A 20,981-nucleotide genomic window follows, 5' to 3' on the forward strand; every position below is an offset into this window, starting at 1 on the left:
CTACTGCCGTCGGCAGTGGATGGACGGTGTGGTCTGCGCGGTCAGCGGTGGGCAATGTCGATGAGGATCGCGGTGGCGTTGTCCTCGCCGGTCTGGAGGGTGTCGGCCAGGAGGCGGGACACCGTGGCATGGGGCGGGCGGTCGGCCGTCAGGGCGACCTGGAGGTGCTCGTAGGAGAGCTGCCCGTGGACGCCGTCGGTGCAGAGCAGGAGGCGGTCGCCGGGGTGCAGGGGGACGGCCAGGATGTCGGGGGCCGGGGACTCGGGGTGGCCGGCGTAGCGGGTCAGCTGGTAGCCCGCCCGGTGGCCGGCCTCCGAGTCGAGGGTCAGCCAGCCGTGGACTATGCCCAGCCAGGCCATCGTGTGGTCGGAGGTCAGAAGCTCCAGGAGGCCGTTGCGCAGCCGGTAGGCGCGGGAGTCGCCCAGTTGCACCAGCCAGGCCAGGTCGCCGTCGCCGACGAAGGCGGTCAGGGTGCAGCCGGTCAGGCCGGGGATGTCGCGGCCGGCGGCGTGGACGGCTCGCTGGACCTCGGCGCAGGCGGCGAGCAGGGCCTTCGGGCCGGGGGCGGCGGACGCGATGAAGGTGCCGACCGCGGTGCGGCCGGCGGTGGCGCTGCCGGGGCCGTCGCCCATGCCGTCGGCCACCACCGCGACGGGGCGGGCCGGGTCCAGGTGGAGGACGTCGTAGTTGGCGTCGTAGCGGTAGCCGACCACGGTGGCCGCGGCAGCCGTCAGGGTCAGGCCGTCGGTGGTCCAGGTGATCTCAGGGCCGGCGGACATCGAGATCGAGCTCCAGGAAGTCGGCGTACGGCTGGAGGGCGGCGGTCACCTGTCTGCGGTCGGCGACCTTGATCTTCGCCAGGGGCTGCACCGTGACCGTGACCTTCTTCGGGCCGAGTGTGCGTTTCCAGGTGGCCACGACGACGCCTGCGCGGACGATCGTGGACTGGAAGATGCCGTTGCCGCCGGGGACGACCGCGTTCAGGTGGGACGGGTCGGAGAGCATCAGGGAGCGGTCCTTGTAGCCGAGCATGTACTCGTCGAAGCCGGGCAGGGCCAGCCAGTCGTCCAGTTCGGGCGGCTCGGAGGCAAGCAGCGCGCGGTCGAGGATCTGGCCGTCCGGAAGGGTCACGAGCGCGTCGCCCGCGGCGGCGACCCCCGCGCGGCAGTCGCGGATGGTCAGGCCCGTCCAGCGGACCAGGTCGGCGACCGTGGCGGGACCGTGCGAGCGGAAGTACCGCAGGGCGATGATCCCCAGAGCCTCCTCACGCGACGGAGCGGCGGGCGACGACGCCCACTCGTCCAGGAGCACGAACGTCTGCTCCTTGCCCACGTGCGGAGCGATGGCCGTCACGCCGCGCTGGCTCGCGTACCAGAGCATGTGGTAACCCTGCTGACCGCTGACGTCGATGCCCGCCTCGGTGAGCGTGCGCAGGCACTCCGCCCGCGTCAGCCGCCCACCTCCGGCGAGGGCCTCGCCGAGCGTCTCCACCCCTCGCTCCGCGGCGGCCTCCGAGAGGCCGATGATCTCCCGGCGTTTCGCGGCGCCGGCCAGCGCCCGCACCCCCATGAGATCGAGCATCCACCGCGCGTCGGCCGACGGGACCAGGTGGACGGTGCCGCGCATCGGCCACGTGCGCACCACGGACCGGTCCTCCAGCGCCGTGGAGATCGCCCCGGAGGTGAGCGGCAGTCGCGCGCCCAGGGACCAGAGCACCGACGCCATGTCCTGCGCCTGCATCGCGCCGAACCAGCGGACCACCCCGGCGACGTCGGCCGGACGTCCGCCGGGGTGGTCCCGGAGCAGCAGGCTGCGCAGGCGCAGGGCTAGTGAATCAACGGCCACGCGCCGCACGGTACCGCGTGATCAGCGCGTTCGTGGAGCTGTCCCGGTCCGTCGCGGGCGTTTCGGGCGAGGTCAGCTTCGGCGCGAGCTGGTTGGCCATGACCTTGCCGAGCTCGACGCCCCACTGGTCGAACGAGTTGATCTGCCAGACCGTGCCCTGGGTGAACGTGATGTGCTCGTACAGGGCGATGAGCTGGCCGAGGACGCTGGGCGTCAGCTTGTCCGCGACGATCGTGGTGGTCGGGTGGTTGCCGGGCATCACACGGTGCGGGGCGACGGCTGCGTCCGTACCCTCCGCCTGGACCTGTTCCAGGGTCTTGCCGAAGGCGAGCGCGGCGGTCTGGGCGAAGAAGTTGGACATGAACAGGTCGTGCATGCCGCCGATGTCGTGGTTGGGCTCGTTGAACCCGATGAAGTCCGCCGGGATCATCTTGGTGCCCTGGTGGATGAGCTGGTAGAAGGCGTGCTGGCCGTTGGTGCCGGGCTCGCCCCAGAAGACCTCGCCGGTCTGGTAGCCGACCGGGGAGCCGTCGAGGCGGACCGCCTTGCCGTTGCTCTCCATGGTGAGCTGCTGCAGGTACGCGGCGAAGCGGTGCAGGTACTGCGAGTACGGCAGGATCGCGTGCGACTGGGCGCCGAGGAACGTGTCGTACCAGACGTTGAGCAGGCCGAGCAGGGCCGGCACGTTGCGCTCGATCGGCTCGGTGCGGAAGTGCTCGTCGACGGCGTGGTAGCCGCCGAGCAGGTCGGCGAACTGCTCGCGGCCGATCGAGATCATCACCGACAGGCCGACCGCGGAGGGCAGCGAGTAGCGGCCGCCGACCCAGTCCCAGAAGCCGAACATGTTCGCCGTGTCGATGCCGAACGCCGCGACCTTGTCGGCGTTGGTACTGACCGCGACGAAGTGCTTGGCGACCGCCGAGTCGTCGCCCAATTTCTCCAGCAGCCAGTTGCGGGCCTCGGTGGCGTTGGTCAGCGTCTCCTGCGTGCCGAACGTCTTGGACACGATCACGAACAGGGTGGTCGCCGGGTCCAGGTCGTGGGTCTTGGCGTAGAGGTCGGTGGGGTCGATGTTGGAGATGAAGCGGCACTCGATCTCCGGCGCCGCGTACGCCCGCAGCGCCTCGTACGCCATTACCGGCCCCAGGTCGGAACCGCCGATGCCGATGTTGACCACGGTGGCGATGCGCTCGCCCGTGGCGCCGCGCCACTCGCCGGAGCGCACCTTGTCGCTGAAGTCGCCCATCCGGTCGAGGACCTCGTGCACGTCGGCGACCACGTCCTGGCCGTCGACCACCAGGCTCGCGTCGCGCGGCAGGCGCAGCGCGGTGTGCAGCACGGCCCGGTCCTCGGTGACGTTGATGTGCGAGCCTGCGAACATCGCGGCGACGCGCTCGCGCAGCCGCGCCTTCTCCCCCAGCGCCACCAGCGCGGCGATCACCTCGTCGGTGATCAGGTTCTTGCTGTAGTCCACGTACAGGTCGGCGACCTGTCCGGTGAGCCGTTCGCCGCGCGCCGGATCACTGTCGAACAGGTCTCGCAGGTGCACGGCGGAGAATTTCTCCGCGAGGCCCTGGACGGCCTGCCACTCGGCGCTGTCGGAAACGTGATCGCTCATTGTGCTCGACACTCCTGCGATGGGAACCCGGACTCTCGCGCCCATCGTGGCACGAATCCGATGCCGTCGCCCTGAGAAGAGTCTCAGGCGGCGATGGGTGTCCGGATCCCGGTGACGAGGATCTCGCCGGCCTCGGCGGCGGGCAGCGGCTTGGAAAGGTAGTAACCCTGCGCGAAGTCGCAGGCCATCTCCCGCAGGGCCCGGAGCTGGACCGCGTTCTCGATGCCCTCGGCGACGGTCTGCATGCCGAGGCTCTGACCCAGCCGCACGATGGTCCGGACCAGCGCCACGTCCTCGTCGTCGCCGCCCAGCCGGTCGACGAAAGAGCGATCGATCTTGAGTACGTCCATCGGGAACCGCCGCAGGTAGGCCAGCGAGGAGTACCCGGTGCCGAAGTCGTCCATGGCCAGCGTGACCCCGAGCGCCTTGACCCGCTGCAGCTGGGCCAGGTTCTCGTCGGTCTCGGTGAGCACCACGCTCTCGGTCATCTCCAGGCACAGCTGGTCGGCGGGCATCCGGGTCTCGGCGAGCACCCCGGCGACCAGTTCGGCCAGGTCGTGGTGGTCGAACTGGCGTACCGAGACGTTCACCGCCATCTTGAGCCGGCGGGTGGTTCCCGCGCCCCAGGCGACCGCCTGGCGGCAGGCCTCGGCCATCACCCAGCGGCCGAGCGGCACGATCAGCCCGGTGGTCTCGGCGATGCCGATGAACTCGAGCGGCGAGACGATCCCGCGGACCGGGTGGCGCCAGCGGACCAGCGCCTCGAAGCCGGTGATCGCGCCGTCGGCCAGGTCGACGGTGGGCTGGTAGTGCAGGGTGAACTCGTCGCGTTCCAGGGCGCGGCGCAGGTCGGCCTCCAGCTCCAGACGCTCGACGAGCTCGTCGTGCATGGCCGGGTCGTACACCGCGAATCCGCTGCCGCCGGCCGCCTTGGCCTTGTACATGGCCAGGTCGGCGTTGCGCTGCAGCTGCTGGACGTCGCCGGCGTCGTCGGCCGAGGCGATGCCGATGCTGGCGCCGACGTGCAGCTCACGGCCGCCGACCGGGAACGGCTCGGCCAGCGCGGCGATGATCCGCAGCGCGATCGCCTCGGCGTCGTCCATGGCGGTGGCCGACTCGACCAGCACGGCGAACTCGTCGCCGCCGAACCGGGCGACCGTGTCGCCGTCGCGCACCGAGTCGCGCAGCCGGTCGGCGACCTGGATGAGCAGCTGGTCGCCGGCGGCGTGCCCGAGGCTGTCGTTGACCTCCTTGAAGCCGTCCAGGTCGAGGAAGAGGATGGCCATGTCGTCGATGGCGGCGTCCAGCCTCTCCTGGAACAGCGCCCGGCTGGCCAGCGCGGTCAGCGTGTCGTGGTACGCCTCGTGGACGAGCTGGTCCTGCAGCTCCTTGGCGTCGTGGATGTCCCGGGTGTTGAGCACCAGGCCGTTGACGGTGGGGTCGTGCAGCAGGTTGGTGATGGTCACCTCGGCCAGCCGCCGGCGGCCGTCGGAGTGCGGCAGCAGCGTCTCGACCACGATCGTGGCCAGCGGCCGGTCGAGGACCGCCGCGATGGCCGCGTCGAGCTGCGCGCCCGTACGCCGGCCGACCGCGTCCTTGAGCCGGATGCCGAGCAGTTCCTCGACCGGGAAGCCGAAGATCCGCTCGACCGACTCGCTCTGGTAGAGGATCGTGCTGTCGGCGTCGATCACCGCCACCGAGTCGGAGCTCTGCTGCACCAGCGCGCGGAAGCGATTCTCCCGGGCCTGGAGTTCGGCGGTACGCCCGGCGACCCGCTCCTCGAGCCGTCTCTGCAGCGCCCGGTTCTCCAGCAGGGTGAGGATCTGCCGGCCGACGATGAGCACGATCAGCACCGAGCGGGTCCACGTGACGAAGGTGTCCGGGCCGGTCAGGGCGTACTGCAGGACGCTGACCATCAGTGCGGCCAGGACCGCGACATACGGTACGGCCATCGCGAACGGCTGCTGGTCCTCGGTGGCGCCGCTGTGTTCCCCGGTGGCGGGGATGTCGGGGCGCCGGGCGGCCAGCAGGATGAGCACGAAACCGGCCAGCCAGCCGACGTCGACGGCGCCGCCGGAGGCGTACGAGTCGTCCAGGCTGAGGTAGGCGAACACGCTGTCGGCGAGGCCGAGCAGCACCGAGGCGGTGCCGATCAGCATGAACGGCGCCCAGTCCTGCCCGCCGCGACGCAGCATGGCGAGCAGGTAGAGGACGACCGTGACGAGGATGACGTCCGACACCGGGTATGCGAGCAGCACGTTCATCTCGAGCGTCGAGTCGCTGCCGGTCCGCAGCAGCGGGTGCAGCACGAAGATCCAGCTGATCAGCAGCAGGGACGCCGCGACCATCAGGCCGTCGACGACGCTGCGGACCCGGTTGGCGACCGACTGCTGGGCGACCGGGACGAGCAGCAGGCCGGCCGCGGTGAGCGGAACCATGCCCAGGTAGAAGGCGTCGGCCACCGAGGGCACCGGCACGTCGAGCCCACGGAAGGTCTCGTGGTAGGTCCAGAGGGCTTCGCCGGTCGCGTACGACAGGGAGCCCAGGCCGATGCCGATCCACGCCCACCGCATCCGCCCCGGCCGGGTGACCGCGCTGAGCAGGCACGCGACTCCGGCCGCGACGGCGGTCAGGACGATGACGATGTTCGACAGGTCGCGGCCGAACGTCGCCCCGCCGAGACCGGTGGTCAGGCAGGCGGCGACGGCCACGAAGAGGACCAGGATCGACACGGTTTCGACCCGTCGCCGTCGCCGGACCGCCATCCCACCCCTCCCCTGCTCACGACTTGATCGTCATAAACCGAGATCGGGCGTGGCAGGGGTCACTTGAGGATTAGGTCGTGCTATCCGGCGAGCAGGCGCAGTGTCTCCCGCCAGAGCCGCCGGGCCGCCTCCGGATCGAGCGCGTAGCCGGCGACCCCACGGTTCACTCCAGGCACGTACGGCTCGGCCTCGGCGCAGTCCTGGAAGTAGCGCCCGCCCACCCCGTCGACCAGCGGCGACGCTGCCAGCAGCACGGACGTCGCGGCGCCCTGCTCGGGCGTCTTCGAGGTGGTGGTGCTCACGCCGGCCGCGGCCCGCCAGGCGGCGATCATCTCCGCGTCGACGTGGCGCTGGAGATTGGTCGAGATCGAGCCCGGGTGCAGCGCGTTGACCCGGATGCCGTCGTCCGCCCAGCGCCGGTCGGCCTCGACCGCGAAGAGGATGTTCGCCGTCTTCGACTGCCCGTAGGCCGACTTGGGGTCGTACTCACGGGTCTGGAACATGATGTCGTCGAAGACCACCGGCGACTCGAGGTGAGCGCCCGAGCTCACCGAGACGACCCGGGCGCCGCCGGCCGCGGCCAGGGCGTCGTGCAGCCCGGTCGTGAGGCGGAAGTGGCCCAGGTGGTTGGTGGCGAACTGGAGCTCCCAGCCCTCGGCCGTGCGGATCAGCGGCGTCGCCATCACCCCGGCGTTGTTGACCAGCATGTGCAGCGGGCCCTCCCAGCCGCGGACCACCGCGTCGACGGAAGCGTGGTCGGTGAGCTCCAGCGGGACGACGTGCACCTGCTTGTTCCCGGTGACGGCGATGACGTCGTCCGCGACGCGCTCGCCGGCGGCGGTGTCGCGGACCGCGAGGGTGACCTCGGCGCCGGCCCCGGCCAGCGCGCGGACGGTCTCGATGCCGATGCCGGAGGCGCCGCCGGTGACCAGTGCGCGGCGGCCGGTGAGGTCGGTGTCGCCGAGCACCTCGGCGGCGGTGGAGGTGGCGCCGAAGGGCGTCGTGATGCGGGACATGGCTGCGTCTCCGTCTACGATGGGAACCGGAGGATCCTCCGGTACGTGCTCCACATTAACCGGAGGTTCCTCCGTTTGCCACGGATGTGTCGGAGGGAACAGTCATGACCGAGGCGCGCCCCCTGCGGGCCGATGCGCGGCGCAACCGCGACAAGGTGCTCGCTACGGCCGTGCACGCGTTCGCCACCGAGGGCGCGGATGTCTCCCTGGAGGCGATCGCGAAGGCCGCCGGGGTCGGCATCGGCACGCTGTACCGGCACTTCCCCACCCGCGAGGCGCTGGTCGCCGCGGCGTACCGGAACGAGCTGGACCGGATCGTCGGCGCCGTGCCGGAACTGCTCGCCGGCCTGCCGCCGGAGGCCGCGCTGCGCGCCTGGATGGACCTCTTCGTGGGTTACATGCACGCCAAGCGCGACCTGGGCGACGCCCTGCGGGCGCTGATCGCGTCCGGCGGGGACCCGTTCGCGCAAAGCCGGGAGCGGCTGATCGGCGCGGTCGTCGACCTGATGGCCGCCGGCGTCGCGGCCGGAACGATCCGGGACGACGTGCCGCCCCTCGACGTGCTGGTCGGACTCGGTGGCATCACCACCTCGGCCGATCCGGCGCAGGCGTCCCGGCTGCTCGACCTGCTGATGGACGGGCTCAGGCACGGCACGAGCCGCCCGGCAGGCCCGCCGGGCGGCTCGTGAGCCGATCTGTAACCCTTTACTTGAGGTTGAGCTTCACGTTGAAGATCGGGTCGGTCGCCAGCTTCTTGAAGGCGGCCAGGCCGGTCTTGGTGCTCGTGATGCTGATGTCGCGGTCACCCTCGTCGTCGTGCTCGGTGTCGAAGTGCACGATCGCCTTGATCTGCGGGCGCTTGCTCAGCTCGGGACGGACGCTGGCGTAGGCCGGGGCCTTGTCGGCCGGCTTGCCGATCCGGTGGTAGACGCCCCACTCGGCGACCATCAGCGGCTTGCTGGCGTGCTTGGTGGTCGTCCACTCGTAGAAGCCGGGGCCGGTCTTGCCCTTGCGGTCCAGCAGGTCGGCGAACAGGCCCTCGTGGTAGTAACCCTTCTCGGCGCTGACGTACGAGTCCAGGCCCATCCAGTCCACCACGTCGTCGCCCGGGTACAGGTCCTTCCACCAGGACTGCGACATCCACTTCTCGTTGCCCATGTAGGCCATCACGTTGATCGCGTTGGTCAGGCCCTTGCTGCGCAGGCGCAGGATCGTGTGCCGGTACATCGCCGCGAAGTCCTTCGCCTCCCAGCCGGAGCCGGCCTTGGCGATGACGTCGTTCTCCGGCTCGTGGTTCAGGACCAGGAAGAACTTCTCCGGGTACGTGGCCTTGACCCGCGCCACGAACGCGTCGATGCGCTTGTCCTGCTCACCCTTGGCGACCTTGGCCCAGGTGGAGCCGTACGCGATCTTCCAGTTCAGCAGGAGCACGCGCGGCTTGGCGGCGTCCCGCGTCATGGCGATCTCCATCTTCGTGGGGAACGGCTCGTCACCCTTGTGGTACTGGTGGAAGACGGTGGCCGTGCGGCCGGTGGTGTTCTCCCAGGTCTTCAGGGCCTCGTCGCGCGGCGTGTCGGTGAAACCGCCGGCCGCACCGCCCCACAGCACGCCGCAGGACGGCACGAGCATGGCGTCGGTCTGGCAGTCCTTCGACGGCTGGGTCGGCTTGGTCGGCACGACGACCGGCGGCACCACGACCGGGGGAACCACGACCGGCGGCACGACGACCGGCGGCTCGGCCTTCGTGGTCGCCACGGTCAGCACCGGGGCGCCGGCCGCCGACTCCGACGAGCGGAACCGGGTGACCACGGAGGTCGAGGACGACTTCACGGCCAGCGAGTAGGTGCCCGGGCCGGTGATCTCGGCGCCCAGGTCGAACGACACGTCCGTGCCGCTCGCGGAAGCCACGGTCAGGCCCAGCGCCGGGGCGGCGGCCGAGGTCAGCTTCTCGGTCCACGCGTTGCTCAGCACGCGGCTGACCGAGACCTTGCCGGTCACGTCGCCGATCGGGGTCAGCTTCAGGCGGGCGCCGGTGACGCTCGTGCCGGCCGGGACGACGAACTTGAGGTAGGAAACCTTCACGTCCTTGGCGAGCGTGCCGATCGCCAACTTGTCCTCGTCACCGAAGCTCGCGGACTTGCGGCTGCTCGAGGTGTAGGTGTCCTCGCTCGCGGCCAGCTTCAGCTCGGCGGTGGCGGCGGCGGCCGCTCCCGTCGGCGCGCTGATCGCGATACCGGCGCCGGTCACCACGGCAGCCAGAACGGACATCGACTTTCCAAGCTGAGACCGCAATTTCATCTCCCCCGCGTTGTCCGGCCGCATGTTCGGCCGGGCATGCAGAGAAGATTCCGGTGCGGGCGGTGCGTGCCCAGTGCCCGTGACGGTGCCAGGCGGTTGCAGTGATCCGGGCCGCCCGTGCGAAGCTCGATCACACCCTCACGCCACCCCAGGAGTGCGTATGAATCCGCTGGTTGCTGACGTACTGCGCAACGCGCCGGTGATCGACGGGCACAACGACCTGCCCATGCAGCTCCGCGCTCAGTACGGCTACCAGGTCGACGGCCTGGACCAGGTGCGGGCCGGCCTGCACACCGACCTGCCGCGGCTACGCGCCGGCGGCGTCGGCGCCCAGTTCTGGTCCGTCTACGTGCCGTCCGACCTGCCCGAACCCGAGGCGGTCGTGGCGACCCTGGAGCAGGTCGACGCCGTCCACCGGATGGCCGCGGCCTACCCGGCCGACCTGGCGATCGCGTGCACCGCGGCGGATGTACGCCGCTCCTGGGCCGAGGGAAAGATCGCGTCACTGATCGGCATCGAGGGCGGGCACAGCCTGGCCACGTCGCTCGGCGTGCTGCGCGCGTTCGCCCGGCTCGGCGTCCGCTACGTCACGCTGACCCACAACAACAACACGTCGTGGGCCGACTCGGCCGCCGAGGAACCGGCGGTGGACGGGCTGAACGACGCCGGGCGGGCCATCGTCCGCGAGATGCAGCGGGTCGGCGTGCTCGTGGACCTCTCGCACGTCGCGCCGGTGACCATGCACGCCGCGCTGGACGTGGTGACCGCGCCGGTGATCTTCAGCCACTCGTCGGCCCGGGCGGTCAACGACCACCGCCGCAACGTGCCCGACGACGTGCTGGCCCGGCTGGCCGGCAACGGCGGCGTGGTGCAGGTGACGTTCGTGCCGGTCTTCGTGTCGGCCGAGGTCATGGCGTGGCATGGGGCGCTTCGCGAGGAGACCGTACGCCTGGGCCTGCCGGTCGTCGAGGAGCCGTGGCCGGCCGCGCCGACGCCCGGGGTCACGCCGGAGCGGGCCGGACCGCCGCAGCCCAAGGACCGCCCCGAGCTGGCCGGCTGGCTGGCCGCCAACCCGCGGCCGGAGGCGACGATCACCGACGTCGCCGACCACATCGAGCACGCCCGCGACGTGGCCGGGGTCGACCACATCGGGCTGGGCGGCGACTACGACGGCACGGACACGCTGCCGGTCGGGCTGGAGGACGTCAGCGGGTACCCGCGGCTGCTGTCCGAGCTCGCCGACCGCGGCTGGAGCGGCCCCGACCTGGAGAAACTCACCGGCGGCAACATGCTGCGGGTGCTTCAGGTCAGCGAGGACGTGGCCGAGGAGCCGCTCTGGCCGCCGTCCCCCGCGCGCTGACCCGGTCCGTCGCACGCTGACCCGTCCCCCGCGCGCCGGCCGAGCGTGCCCGCCGACCGTCCCGTCCGCCCGGCGGGACGTGTCCTGACGGCAGCGGGTGCGTCCTAGCGGACGGTCAGCGTGTAGGGCGCGTACTGCTTGACCGTCTCGGTGGGCTCGTCATAAGCCACGATCGCGACGATCCGGTCGTACCCGCGCAGTTTGTCGAGCTGGGTGACCGGGACCTGCGCGAACCGGTTCCCGGAGATCCCGACCAGCCGGACCGCCCAGTGGTGCACCGGCGTGGGCCGCACCTGCGTGACGGACCGGAACAGCTTCGGGTTCGCCGCGATCTTGGCGCCGCCCACGTCGATGCCCCGGACGTACCAGCCGCCCTCGTTCACCGCGGCGTCGCTGACATAACGCAGACCTAACAAGACCTTCATGCCGGCGTACGCCGTCAGGTCGTAGTCATGTGGGACGAAAGCGCCGCCGGTGTCCCCCGTGACGCCCGGGCCCAGCGGTCCGGCGGTGGTGTTGTCGCTCTGGATCGCCCGATACGTCCGGCCGCCGTCGGTAGAAACCGTCACGTACCCGTAGTCGTAGCCCTTCTCGGCGCCGTACTTCACGCTCATCCGCAGCCGCGGGTCGGCCTTGGGGACGGTCACCTCGATCACCGCCGTGGCGTCGGCGTCCACGGCGTCGCCCGAGAAGAGGGCGTCGTCCTTCGCCGTCCAGGTCATCGGCAGCGGCGGCAGGGTCTTGGCGCCCCGGAAGACGACCGACTCCGGGTTCTTCCTCAGCGGGACGTAGTCGGCGCCGTTCGGGGCGGCGCCCGGCCGGGCGTACGCGGAAGGGTTCTTGAGGTTGACCGTCGACCGCAGGGAACGGGAGGTGTAGCGCGGATCGCCGTCGCCGGCCGGCTTGTCGACCAGGGTCATCGTCTGGAAGTCGTGCAGCACGCTCGCGAACGGCACGGGCAGAGCCGCGGCCACCCCGGCGATCCCCTGCCGAGTCCCGTCCCGGTGGATCCCGGAGAGCACGTCCGGACCGAAGCGATCGCGCAGGTAGAGCATGAACTGGTACGCGATCCCGTAGTCGGCGAGCACCTCGGCCGGTTCCCCCTCGTTCCACAGGTTCAGGGAGTTCTGCGGCCCGCCGCACTCCCTGGGGTTGGTGTTGTAGGGGGTCTTCACGATGCCGAAGCCCTGGAAGCAGGTGAGGTGGCCGTCGGCGCCGCGGTGGTGGACGCCCCTGGTGGAGTCGACGTAACCGGTCAGGCTCTGCGCGTAGTCCGACAGGCCCTCGTTGACCCAGGTCTTCTCCACCGGGTCGGTGTAGCTCTGCAGCAGGTGCTGCCACTCGTGGGCGAACGTCGCCTCGTACAGCCGCGGACGCGCGGGCCGGCTGGTGCACAGGTCGTCCGTGGCGTCGTCCGGCGGGCTGGCGCCGCTGCGGTGCTTCCAGTCGTACGCGTCGATCGTCATGACGTTGCGGTCGACCAGTGCGTTGAGCTGGCTGGAGAAGAACCCGGCGACGTAGGTCGAGTTCTTCGGGAAGTCGCGGTAGTTGTCGTCCCGCACGTTGTCGACCAGCGTCACCGTCTTGTCACCGTCGCCGGTGAAGTCGCCGTTCAGCAGCGGATCGGTGCCGCTGCGGTCCTTCGGCGTGCTGAAGGCGGCGGTCTCCCGCGGGTAGATGGTGGTGTCGAACTCCCGGACCAGGCCGGTCACCTGCGCGTCGGTCACCGCCACCGGGTCCTTGCGGCAGTCGCCCTCCGGGAACGCCAGGTCGGTGGCGACCCAGACCTCGATGTGTTCGCCGACCGCCCGCAGCGTGTACGCCTTGCGGTAGTACTTGCCCGCGACCTCGTCCAGGCCCAGCCACTCGCGGCTCGTCCCGACGGCCGGCGTCGGCTTCTCGACGCGCCTGGCCGGCGCTCTCTCGTCCTTCGGCACCGCGAACGTGGTGCGGCTGAGCTCACGGGTGTCGTCCACGACCGGGACGGGTCGCGGGCCGGACGGCACGACCAGCAGGGGCAGGACGAGCGACAGCGCGGTGGCACCAAGCGGCATGGCCGTCACGGTACCTGCCTTTTCCGTGCGAAAGCGACATACCACCCCGTCGGGTATTGCTTTGTTCCGCCGGTGGCGATACAGATGGCGGCATGATGTCGCGGGCGCGCAAACCCCCAGCTCCTGCCTCGTCGTCGATCTCCGAGGCTGATCAAGCGCAGCCCTGGCAGGTCAGCAATCGCGCCTTCACCGAGGGGCTCCGAGGGGCCGGGGCCGGCTCGCCCCTCCCGGCCGGCGTACGGGAAAGCCTCGAAGGGGGTCTCGGAACGTCGCTCGGGTCGGTGCGGCTGCACACCGGGTCCACCTCGGCCGCGCTGTCCGACCAGGTGGGAGCGCACGCGTTCACGCTCGGGCAGGACGTGCACTTCGCCCGGGGCGCCTACGACCCGACATCCTCACGGGGCTATCACCTGCTCGCCCACGAGGTCGCGCACACGTTGCAGCCGGACACCGGGGCGATCGCCGGATCCCTGACCGTCGGGCCCGGCGACTCCCCCGCCGAGCGTTCGGCCGAGGCCATCGCCACGGCCCTCTCCCAGGGCCGGCAGGTGACCGGGTCAGGGAGCGCCGGCGGCGGGTCCACCGTCATCCGCCGCTTCGGGCGCGACGAACACAAACAACTCGGCGACGCCACCCACGCCGACGTCGACCTCGGCAACGGTCTCATTCTGACCTGGGGCGACGTGGTGTCGCTGGCCGGTGACGAGTACGAGTCGGTCGCCGACCTGCAGGCCGCCGTGGCGACACCGCAGGGCCGGGCCGAGCTGAAGCGCATCATGGCGAGCGACAACAACCACAGCGCCCAGTACGTCGACCTGGCCATGCACAACGTCCCGCACTTCGCCGGCGGCGGCACCGCGATGTGGTCGTGGAGCTCGCACCACGACAGCGCCCTGCTCACCGCGCTGATGGCGGGGATCGGCGACAACGAGCAGCAGTGGCAGCAGGCCCAGCTCACCGAGGCCTTCGGCCAGCACTTCCTGACCGACTCGTTCTCGGCCGGCCACGTGCGCACGCCACGCTCCGACATCATCGCCTGGTACCAGGACGACTTCGCGCCCCGGGCGCTCCCGCCGATGATCGCCTGGGCGAAGAACTGGCTGCGTACCGAACTGATCCGCCAGATCAGCCCGCAGGTCCTGATGCCCGACGTCGGTATCGGCGCCATGGTGGACGCCGTCATGTGGGGCGCCCTCAAGTGGTTCGACGACGACATCCGCGAGAAGCTCCAGCCGCTGGTCGGCCTGGGCATCTCCGGTGCGATCAGCGGCACCCTGCACGACCGCGACAACGAGCGCGGCATCTGGGTGGCGAGCGAGGCCCACCCGGACCCGTGGCTGGCGTACGGCGACGGCAAGCTGAAATGCGCCCCCGAGAGCCGCGACCAGGCGGAGCTGGCGGTCATCACGGCCCGCGAGCAGATCGTCCAGGCCCGCGAGCTCGGCCGCATCCGCCGCGAGCAGCGAGGCGTCGTCGCCCAGACCTCACGAGCGGTCAACGAGGTGCCGGGCTCGGTCCACTTCGCCCTGGACTCGGCGGTCCTGGACGGCCCGTCGATCACCGCCCTCAACCAGGCCGCCGACTTCCTGACCGCACACTCGGAGCAGGTGCTGGACATCAGCGGCCACACCGACCCGCTGGGCACCGACACGTACAACGACGGCCTGGGCCAGCGCCGAGCCGACGCGGTGGCCACCTACCTGATGACCAGGGGCATCCTCCCCCACCGCATCAAGACGGCCACCGCCGGCGAACGCCAGTTGCTGAGCGCCGAGCGATCCGGATTTCCCCTGGACCGCCGCGCGGAACTCTCCTATCGCGCTTCGGGCGACGCTCCCGACGACGCGGTGTGGGCGCAGCAGATCCTGGCCGAGCGCATGCCCCACAGCGACGTCACGCGGTACGTCCCGTACGAGGCCCCGATGCTCAACGACCCGCAGGAGGACTGGCACTGGGGCACGATGAGCAACGAGATGGCCGGCGAGATCAACCACTGGATCGCGAGCTACGCCTCCACGGCCGTCGCGGCGGTGGCGTCCGACAAGCGCCTGGACGACACCGAGATCCCGGTCCCCGACATCTTCGCCACCGCGATCGTCAAGATCAGCCCCCGCAAGCCTGTCCAGGACCTGCTGAACGCCCTGGTGGCCGACGGCACCGGCATGCTGGGCCAGATGGTCGGCGTGCCACCCGCCAACCACAGCGTCCCGCCGCTACCCCCGACGGTCACCTGCGTGGTCCCACCCGGCCCCTGACGCCCGTTCCGGCCCGTACGGATCTCGCCCCGCTCATGCGTAGTCACACTCGGGGTTCGGCCTCGACGTCATGTCGATGATGTCGTCGAGCCTGTCCCGGGCGATGATCAGCTCGGCGATCTGCATGTTGATCCGGTCCCGCTCCGCCGCCAGCCGTTCGCGCGACTCCGGCGTGCTGACCTTGGCGTCCACGCACGGCAGGAGGTCCGCGATCGTCTTGCTGGACAGTCCCGCGCTGTACAACTGCTGAATCAGCCGCACCCGGTTGACGGCCGCGTCCGCATAGACCCGCTGCCCGCTGTCGGTCCGCATGGAGGCCAGCAAGCCCTGCTCCTCGTAGTACCGCAGCGCGCGAACGCTGACCCGCGTCCGGGTCGCCAGGTCCCCGATCCGCACAGTGATCCCCCTCGCAATACTTGCCTCTGACGTCAACGGTAGGTTTTAGCCTAGCCGCATGCAGATCAACGGCACGAAAGCCCTCGTAACAGGCGCCAACCGTGGGCTCGGCAAGGCTTTTGCCGAGGCTCTCGTCGCCCGCGGCGCCGCCACGGTTTACGCCACCGCCCGCCGCCCCGACAGCATCGACATCCCCGGCGTCGTCCCCCTCCGGCTGGACCTCACCGACCAGGCTTCCATCGACGCGGCGGCAGCCCAGGTGGGCGACCTTGACGTCCTCATCAACAACGCCGGCATCTCCACCGACGCGCCCCTGCTCGGGCCCTCCACGGACAACATCCGCCGCGAGTTCGACACCAACTTCTGGGGCACGCTCAACGTCACCCGCGCCTTCGCCCCCCGTCTTGCCGGGGGCGCCATTCTCACCGTCATCTCGGCGCTGAGCTGGTACGCCTTCGCCCCCTCCAGCAACGGCTACGCCGCCTCCAAAGCCGCGGAATGGTCCCTCACCAACGGCATCAGACTCGAGCTGGCCGACCAGAAGACCCAGGTCACCGCCCTGGCTCTGGCCATCGCGGACACCGACATGATGGCCGCCTTCGACATCCCGAAGCTCCCACCCCACGAGGTGGTCGCCCTGGCCCTGGACGGCCTGGAAGCGGGCAAGCTCGAAGTGATCGCCGACAGTCCCACCGCCAACGTCAAGGCCTCGCTCTCCCGCGATCCCGCCCTGTTCTACGCCGACATCCCCACCGCCCTCTTCGGCTGACACCACCACCTCCCGCGCAACGGGCCGGGGAAGGTGAGCACAACGGCCGGGAGGCGAGACGCCTCCCGGCCGTACCCCCCTCGGGTTTAAGAGACCTCGCGCCGCAGCATGCGGACCGCGCCCGCGACCAGCGGGACCACCACCCAGACCGCGGCCGAGACGCCCAGCTTGGCCCACTCGCCGGAGGTGAGCGCGTGCTCGGCCAGCGGCCCGGTGGTCGTGTTGATGTCGAGCCAGCTCGCGGCCTTCTGCAGGGAGCTGATCGCCGCGCCGAGGATCGTCCACACCATCGGCAGGGCGAAGAAGCCGACGATGGCCAGCGGCGTGTTCATCAGCAGGCCACCGAACGCGGCGCCCATCAGGACGAACAGCACCTGCAGCAGGACGCACTGGGCGACCAGCTGCCAGCCGATGCTCCAGCTGCCGTCGCCGCCCATGCCGGTGGCGATCAGGTTGAAGGCCGCCGCGAAGACGAACGTGGTGGCGGCCGCCACCAGGGCGATGACCACATTGGCCAGGAGTTTGGCGGTCAGGACGCGTCCGCGCTGCGGCACCAGGGTGAACGTGGTCAGCGCGGTGCGCTGGGACCACTCGCCGGTCATCGACAGGATGCCGAGCACGGGCAGCAGGATGCCGGCCGGCAGCTGGGCGAACGTGGCGAACTGCTGGAAGGTCTGATCGGCGTCGCTGCTGGCGAACAGCAGGATCAGGCCGGTGGCGACCGAGGCGAGGGCGATGACGATGAGCAGCCACATGCCGGCCCGGGTGTCGGACAGCTTGCGCAGCTCGACGCCGGTCAGGCGGCCGATCGGGACGGGTGCGGAACGGTGAGCGGGCGCGGCGTCGAGCGAGGGCCGAGTGTCCAGAGCAGTCATTTCACGGCCTCCTTGACCGAATCGCCGGCGGTCAGGGTGAGGAACATCTGCTCGAGGCCGCCGCCACCGGCGGGGCGCAGCTCCAGCAGGACCAGGCCGGCGTCCGCTGCTGCCCGGCCGATCGTCTCGGCGTCCGACTGGACGACCGCGCCGCCGTCGGACGACGGAGTGCTGCTCAGGCCGGCGCGGCGGAGGACCATCTCCAGCGCGGCGGGGTCGAGGGCACGCACCACCACGCCGGACGCGGCCAGCAGCTCGGACTTGTCGCCCTGGGCGACGATCTTGCCGCCGCCGATCACGACCAGCTTGTCGGCGACCGCCTCCACCTCGCGCAGCAGGTGCGAGGAGAGCAGCACGGTGCCGCCCGCGTCGGCGAAGTCACGCAGCAGCCCGCGCATCCAGAAGATGCCCTCCGGGTCCAGGCCGTTCGCCGGTTCGTCCAAGATCAAGATCTTGGGATCACCGAGCATCGCGTACGCCAGGCCGAGCCGCTGCCGCATGCCGAGCGAGTAGGCCCGCACCCGGCGCTTCGCGGCGACCTTGTTGAGCCCGACCCGTTCCAGGCTCTCGTCCACCCGCTTGCTCTCGAGGCCCATCGTCATCGCGGCCAGCGACAGCACCTCACGTCCGGTGCGCCCGGAGTGCTGGGCGGACGCGTCCAGGAGCACACCGACCCGCCGCCCGGGGTTGCCGAGCTTGTTGAACGGCACGCCGTCGACCGTGGCGTGACCGGCCGTGGGCGGGGTGAGCCCGGTGATCATCCGCATGGTGGTGGACTTGCCGGCGCCGTTCGGGCCGAGGAAACCGGTCACCGTCCCCGGCTCGCAGCTGAACGACACGTCGGAGACGGCCGGATGAGCCCCGTACCGTTTGCTGAGGTGTTCGACCGTAATCATGAGCCTTAATGTGCCGAGGCCACCCGGCTATCCGCGTCGGTCTCAGGTATCGGCCGCCGCGACTTAAGTAGCCCCCGGGATGAGCGACTTTGGTCGGTATCCGCCGGTCCACGCGCCCGCCTAGGCTTGCCGCATGGGGTCACTACGCGCGGAGAACCGCTGGCTGCTGCCGTCGGCCCTGCTCGCCGACCCCGACTCGGCCCGGCCGGCCCGGCGCTCGACCCGCGACTGGATCGTCGACGCGCACTGTTTCCTGATCGGCTTCGGGTTCGTCGTCCTCACCACCGTCGACCTGCTGGGCAGCGATCCGTCGTTCTTGCCGGAGTGGAAGAGCACACCCGACTGGCTGGTCTGGCTCGACTTCGTGGCCGGCACGATCGCCTCGATCGGCCTGTGGTGGCGCCGGCGCTGGCCGGTACAGCTGTTCCTGGGGATTCTGGTGCTCGGCACCTTCACCGTGGCCGGCGGGATCACCGGGTTGATCGTGCTGTTCACCGTCGCCGTGCACCGCAAGTTCAGCGTGACCGCCATCTGTGCGGTCGCGTTGATCCTCGCCAACGGCATCTTCGGGGTGGTCCGTCCGGAGACTGACCGGCCCTACTGGGAGACCTTCGCCTGGGGTGCGGTGGGCGTGGTGATCATCGTGCTGTGGGGGCAGGTGGTCCGCGCCCGGCGGCAGCTGGTGCTCTCGCTGCGTGATCGGGCCGAGCGCGCGGAAAGTGAGCAGCAGCTGCGGGTGGCGCAGGCACGGGTACTGGAGCGGACCCGGATCGCCCGCGAGATGCACGACGTCCTCGCGCATCGGATCTCCCTGGTCAGCCTGCACGCCGGCGCCTTGGAGATCCGCGGCGACGCCTCACCCGAGGAGGTCGCGACCGCCGCCGGGGTGATCCGGGCCAGCGCCCACCAGGCGTTGCAGGACCTGCGCGAGGTGATCGGCGTGCTGCGCGCGGACACCGAGGCCGAGGCGGCTCCGGAACGGCCCCAGCCGACCATCGCGCAGCTGCCCGCCCTGGCCGACGAGTCAAGATCGACAGGCGCTCGGGTACGCCTGGAGCTGCACGTGGCGGCCGACGCCGTGCCGGAGGGCGCCGGGCGGACGGCGTACCGGATCGTGCAGGAAGGTCTCACCAACGCCCGCAAGCACGCTCCCGGCGCCGCGGTCACCGTCGCCGTCGGCGGCGGACCCGGCGACGGGCTGACCATCTCGGTGCGCAACCCGTGGCCGGCCGGGGGCGTCGCGGCCGCCATTCCCGGCACCGGGACCGGACTGGTCGGGCTGGCCGAACGCGCCACGCTGGCGGGTGGCAGGCTGACCCACGGCCGCGGACCGAGCGGCGACTTCGCCCTGACCGCGTGGCTCCCATGGCCGCGCCCGACCACCCAGGCGGCAGCGTGACCGACGTCCTCATCGCCTTCCCCGCACTGCTCCCGGCGCCGCGCCCGACCACCGAGGCGGCGGCGTGACCGATCCTGTGCGCGTTCTGATCGTGGACGACGACGCTCTCGTGCGGGCCGGGCTCACCATGATCCTGAACGGCGCCAGCGGCGTGACCGTCGTCGGCGAGGCCACCGACGGCGCCGACGTGCCCGCCGCGGTCGCCGAGCACCAGCCCGACGTGGTGCTGATGGACATCCGCATGCCGCGCGTCGACGGCCTGGCCGCCACCGAGACGCTGCGGGCCCGGCCCGGCGCGCCCGAGGTGATCGTGCTGACCACCTTCGACGCCGACGAGTACGTGCTGCGGGCGCTGCGCGCGGGCGCCAGCGGCTTCCTGCTCAAGGACACCCCGCCCGCCGAGATCCACCAGGCCGTACGCAGAGTGGCGGCGGGCGAGGCCACCCTGTCACCGACCGTGACCCGGCGGCTGATCGCGCACGTCGCGGCGCCGCTGACCGGCAGCAACCGGGAGGACGCCGCACGTCGCAGGCTCGACGACCTGTCCGAGCGGGAGCGTGAGGTCGCCCTGGCGGTCGGCCGCGGCCAGTCCAACGCGGAGATCTCGGCGGAACTGTTCATGAGCGTGGCCACCGTGAAGGCGCACGTGTCGCGCCTGCTGACCAAACTCGACATGAACAACCGCGTGCAGGTGGCGCTGCTGGTGCACGACGCCGGCCTGGTTTGAGGCCACGTCAAGGGCGATCGCCAGCCGCAGCGGCGCGTGAGCCGGACGCCCGATCACCCGGTTCGAGCCCGGTGATGCGAATCGGCTGCGCCCGCCTCGGTGACGTGCGCAGCCGATCGGCCGGTCGGGATGCGGTCAGGTCGCCGAGCAGGCGCCGGTCAGCTTGCTGATCGCGGCTTCCAGCTTCTTCTTGCTGGGCTTGGCCTTCGCCGACTCGTTGTACTCGTCGCTCAGGCTCATCATCTCCGCCTGAACCTCGTCGGCGGCGGCGCGGACCGTCTCGTTCGCGCCGGTGGAGTGCGCGATGAGCGAGGCCGAACCAGCGGCCCACTGGGCGCTGACCGCGATGTGCCCGGCCGGCGGACCGATCTTCTCGGCCTCGGCGACCTTGTCGGAGTTCTCCTTCAGATCCTTCTTGATCTCGGCGCAGGCTTTCGCGGTGGCCTTGTCGTCGGCCGCGGCGCTGGTCGCGTCGACGGCGGGTGCGGCGCTCGTGGTCGCCGGCGCCGGCGCGGTCGTGGTGTCGCCGGAGCCGGTCTGCGGGTCGCAACCCGCCATCGCGGCCACCACCGCGAGGGCCGCGACGCTTCGCGTGAGCAGGGTCCGGTGCATTGATGTCTCCCCCATGATCTTCATATCGGGCGGCACGCTACCAGTCCGGGGACAACGAGTCGGATCGATTAACGTCCTTGTTGACAGTGTCACGGT

At 70.8% G+C, this 20,981-nt stretch carries 17 protein-coding genes; 6 read left to right on the forward strand and 11 right to left on the reverse strand.

All coding sequences use genetic code 11. The features are described from left to right. Positions 1-41 precede the first annotated feature (41 nt). From QSK31_RS25065 to QSK31_RS25085, 5 genes are all read right to left on the reverse strand, one after another. Positions 42-779 (reverse strand): PP2C family protein-serine/threonine phosphatase, encoded by a 738-nt coding sequence (locus QSK31_RS25065; protein WP_285686753.1) that lies wholly within the window; start codon positions 777-779, stop codon positions 42-44. Continuing rightward, positions 763-1,845 (reverse strand): winged helix DNA-binding domain-containing protein, encoded by a 1,083-nt coding sequence (locus QSK31_RS25070; protein WP_285686754.1) that lies wholly within the window; start codon positions 1,843-1,845, stop codon positions 763-765. Before QSK31_RS25070 ends, QSK31_RS25065 begins: the two co-directional genes overlap by 17 nt. Next, positions 1,835-3,463 carry a glucose-6-phosphate isomerase gene (pgi, locus tag QSK31_RS25075; RefSeq protein WP_285686755.1) on the reverse strand — a complete coding sequence of 543 codons (1,629 nt, stop codon included), beginning with the start codon at positions 3,461-3,463 and terminating at the stop codon, positions 1,835-1,837. Before pgi ends, QSK31_RS25070 begins: the two co-directional genes overlap by 11 nt. A gap of 83 nt (positions 3,464-3,546) precedes the next feature. Next, positions 3,547-6,195: a putative bifunctional diguanylate cyclase/phosphodiesterase gene (locus QSK31_RS25080; RefSeq protein WP_285686757.1), complete on the reverse strand. Its 2,649-nt coding sequence runs from the start codon at positions 6,193-6,195 to the stop codon at positions 3,547-3,549. A 113-nt stretch (positions 6,196-6,308) separates the two neighbouring features. Then, positions 6,309-7,244, reverse strand: coding sequence for an SDR family NAD(P)-dependent oxidoreductase (locus QSK31_RS25085; protein ID WP_285686758.1), 936 nt, complete (start codon positions 7,242-7,244; stop codon positions 6,309-6,311). A gap of 104 nt (positions 7,245-7,348) precedes the next feature. On the opposite strand from QSK31_RS25085, the gene QSK31_RS25090 reads away from it, so the two are divergent. Beyond that, a complete protein-coding gene (locus QSK31_RS25090; RefSeq protein WP_285686759.1) occupies positions 7,349-7,933 on the forward strand; it encodes a TetR/AcrR family transcriptional regulator in 585 nt (194 codons plus the stop codon). 16 nt (positions 7,934-7,949) lie between these two features. On the opposite strand, the gene QSK31_RS25095 is transcribed toward QSK31_RS25090, so the two are convergent. After that, entirely contained in the window at positions 7,950-9,512 is a 1,563-nt protein-coding gene (locus QSK31_RS25095; RefSeq protein WP_285686760.1) for a CBM96 family carbohydrate-binding protein, read from the reverse strand. Positions 9,513-9,702: 190 nt separating this feature from the next. On the opposite strand from QSK31_RS25095, the gene QSK31_RS25100 reads away from it, so the two are divergent. Further along, positions 9,703-10,902, forward strand: coding sequence for a dipeptidase (locus QSK31_RS25100; protein ID WP_285686761.1), 1,200 nt, complete (start codon positions 9,703-9,705; stop codon positions 10,900-10,902). Positions 10,903-11,006: 104 nt separating this feature from the next. Here QSK31_RS25100 and QSK31_RS25105 read toward each other — a convergent pair whose 3' ends face one another. Then, positions 11,007-12,956: a M6 family metallopeptidase gene (locus QSK31_RS25105; protein ID WP_285686762.1), complete on the reverse strand. Its 1,950-nt coding sequence runs from the start codon at positions 12,954-12,956 to the stop codon at positions 11,007-11,009. A gap of 92 nt (positions 12,957-13,048) precedes the next feature. On the opposite strand from QSK31_RS25105, the gene QSK31_RS25110 reads away from it, so the two are divergent. Further along, entirely contained in the window at positions 13,049-15,211 is a 2,163-nt protein-coding gene (locus QSK31_RS25110) for an eCIS core domain-containing protein (protein WP_285686763.1), read from the forward strand. A 33-nt stretch (positions 15,212-15,244) separates the two neighbouring features. Here QSK31_RS25110 and QSK31_RS25115 read toward each other — a convergent pair whose 3' ends face one another. Next, on the reverse strand, positions 15,245-15,607 hold the full coding sequence (locus QSK31_RS25115; protein ID WP_285686764.1) for a MerR family transcriptional regulator: 363 nt from the start codon (positions 15,605-15,607) through the stop codon (positions 15,245-15,247). A gap of 58 nt (positions 15,608-15,665) precedes the next feature. Here QSK31_RS25115 and QSK31_RS25120 point away from each other — a divergent pair, with 58 nt between their 5' ends. Then, positions 15,666-16,376: an SDR family oxidoreductase gene (locus QSK31_RS25120; RefSeq protein WP_285686765.1), complete on the forward strand. Its 711-nt coding sequence runs from the start codon at positions 15,666-15,668 to the stop codon at positions 16,374-16,376. A gap of 86 nt (positions 16,377-16,462) precedes the next feature. On the opposite strand, the gene QSK31_RS25125 is transcribed toward QSK31_RS25120, so the two are convergent. Both QSK31_RS25125 and QSK31_RS25130 read right to left on the reverse strand, forming a co-directional pair. Then, positions 16,463-17,251 carry an ABC transporter permease gene (locus QSK31_RS25125; RefSeq protein WP_285686766.1) on the reverse strand — a complete coding sequence of 263 codons (789 nt, stop codon included), beginning with the start codon at positions 17,249-17,251 and terminating at the stop codon, positions 16,463-16,465. Continuing rightward, entirely contained in the window at positions 17,248-18,147 is a 900-nt protein-coding gene (locus QSK31_RS25130) for an ABC transporter ATP-binding protein (RefSeq protein ID WP_285686767.1), read from the reverse strand. Before QSK31_RS25130 ends, QSK31_RS25125 begins: the two co-directional genes overlap by 4 nt. A gap of 133 nt (positions 18,148-18,280) precedes the next feature. Between QSK31_RS25130 and QSK31_RS25135 the strand changes: the two genes are divergently transcribed. Together QSK31_RS25135 and QSK31_RS25140 are read left to right on the forward strand one after the other, a co-directional pair. After that, positions 18,281-19,546, forward strand: coding sequence for a sensor histidine kinase (locus QSK31_RS25135; RefSeq protein WP_285686768.1), 1,266 nt, complete (start codon positions 18,281-18,283; stop codon positions 19,544-19,546). Between the two features lie 64 nt (positions 19,547-19,610). Then, positions 19,611-20,273 (forward strand): response regulator, encoded by a 663-nt coding sequence (locus tag QSK31_RS25140; protein WP_285686769.1) that lies wholly within the window; start codon positions 19,611-19,613, stop codon positions 20,271-20,273. A gap of 135 nt (positions 20,274-20,408) precedes the next feature. Here QSK31_RS25140 and QSK31_RS25145 read toward each other — a convergent pair whose 3' ends face one another. Next, a complete protein-coding gene (locus QSK31_RS25145) occupies positions 20,409-20,885 on the reverse strand; it encodes a hypothetical protein (RefSeq protein WP_285686770.1) in 477 nt (158 codons plus the stop codon). Between the last annotated feature and the right edge of the window lie 96 nt (positions 20,886-20,981).

Source organism: Actinoplanes sp. NBRC 103695, from assembly GCF_030269485.1.
Classification (GTDB): Bacteria; Actinomycetota; Actinomycetes; order Mycobacteriales; family Micromonosporaceae; genus Actinoplanes.

What these genes read in the sequence shown, in the direction of transcription:
- QSK31_RS25065 (WP_285686753.1), bottom strand. Translation starts at nt 779, where the DNA reads ATGTCCGCCGGCCCTGAGATCACCTGGACCACCGACGGCCTGACCCTG.
- pgi (WP_285686755.1), bottom strand. Translation starts at nt 3,463, where the DNA reads ATGAGCGATCACGTTTCCGACAGCGCCGAGTGGCAGGCCGTCCAGGGC.
- QSK31_RS25085 (WP_285686758.1), bottom strand. Translation starts at nt 7,244, where the DNA reads ATGTCCCGCATCACGACGCCCTTCGGCGCCACCTCCACCGCCGCCGAG.
- QSK31_RS25090 (WP_285686759.1), top strand. Translation starts at nt 7,349, where the DNA reads ATGACCGAGGCGCGCCCCCTGCGGGCCGATGCGCGGCGCAACCGCGAC.
- QSK31_RS25095 (WP_285686760.1), bottom strand. Translation starts at nt 9,512, where the DNA reads ATGTCCGTTCTGGCTGCCGTGGTGACCGGCGCCGGTATCGCGATCAGC.
- QSK31_RS25100 (WP_285686761.1), top strand. Translation starts at nt 9,703, where the DNA reads ATGAATCCGCTGGTTGCTGACGTACTGCGCAACGCGCCGGTGATCGAC.
- QSK31_RS25105 (WP_285686762.1), bottom strand. Translation starts at nt 12,956, where the DNA reads ATGCCGCTTGGTGCCACCGCGCTGTCGCTCGTCCTGCCCCTGCTGGTC.
- QSK31_RS25110 (WP_285686763.1), top strand. Translation starts at nt 13,049, where the DNA reads ATGATGTCGCGGGCGCGCAAACCCCCAGCTCCTGCCTCGTCGTCGATC.
- QSK31_RS25120 (WP_285686765.1), top strand. Translation starts at nt 15,666, where the DNA reads ATGCAGATCAACGGCACGAAAGCCCTCGTAACAGGCGCCAACCGTGGG.
- QSK31_RS25125 (WP_285686766.1), bottom strand. Translation starts at nt 17,251, where the DNA reads ATGACTGCTCTGGACACTCGGCCCTCGCTCGACGCCGCGCCCGCTCAC.
- QSK31_RS25130 (WP_285686767.1), bottom strand. Translation starts at nt 18,147, where the DNA reads ATGATTACGGTCGAACACCTCAGCAAACGGTACGGGGCTCATCCGGCC.
- QSK31_RS25135 (WP_285686768.1), top strand. Translation starts at nt 18,281, where the DNA reads ATGGGGTCACTACGCGCGGAGAACCGCTGGCTGCTGCCGTCGGCCCTG.
- QSK31_RS25145 (WP_285686770.1), bottom strand. Translation starts at nt 20,885, where the DNA reads ATGCACCGGACCCTGCTCACGCGAAGCGTCGCGGCCCTCGCGGTGGTG.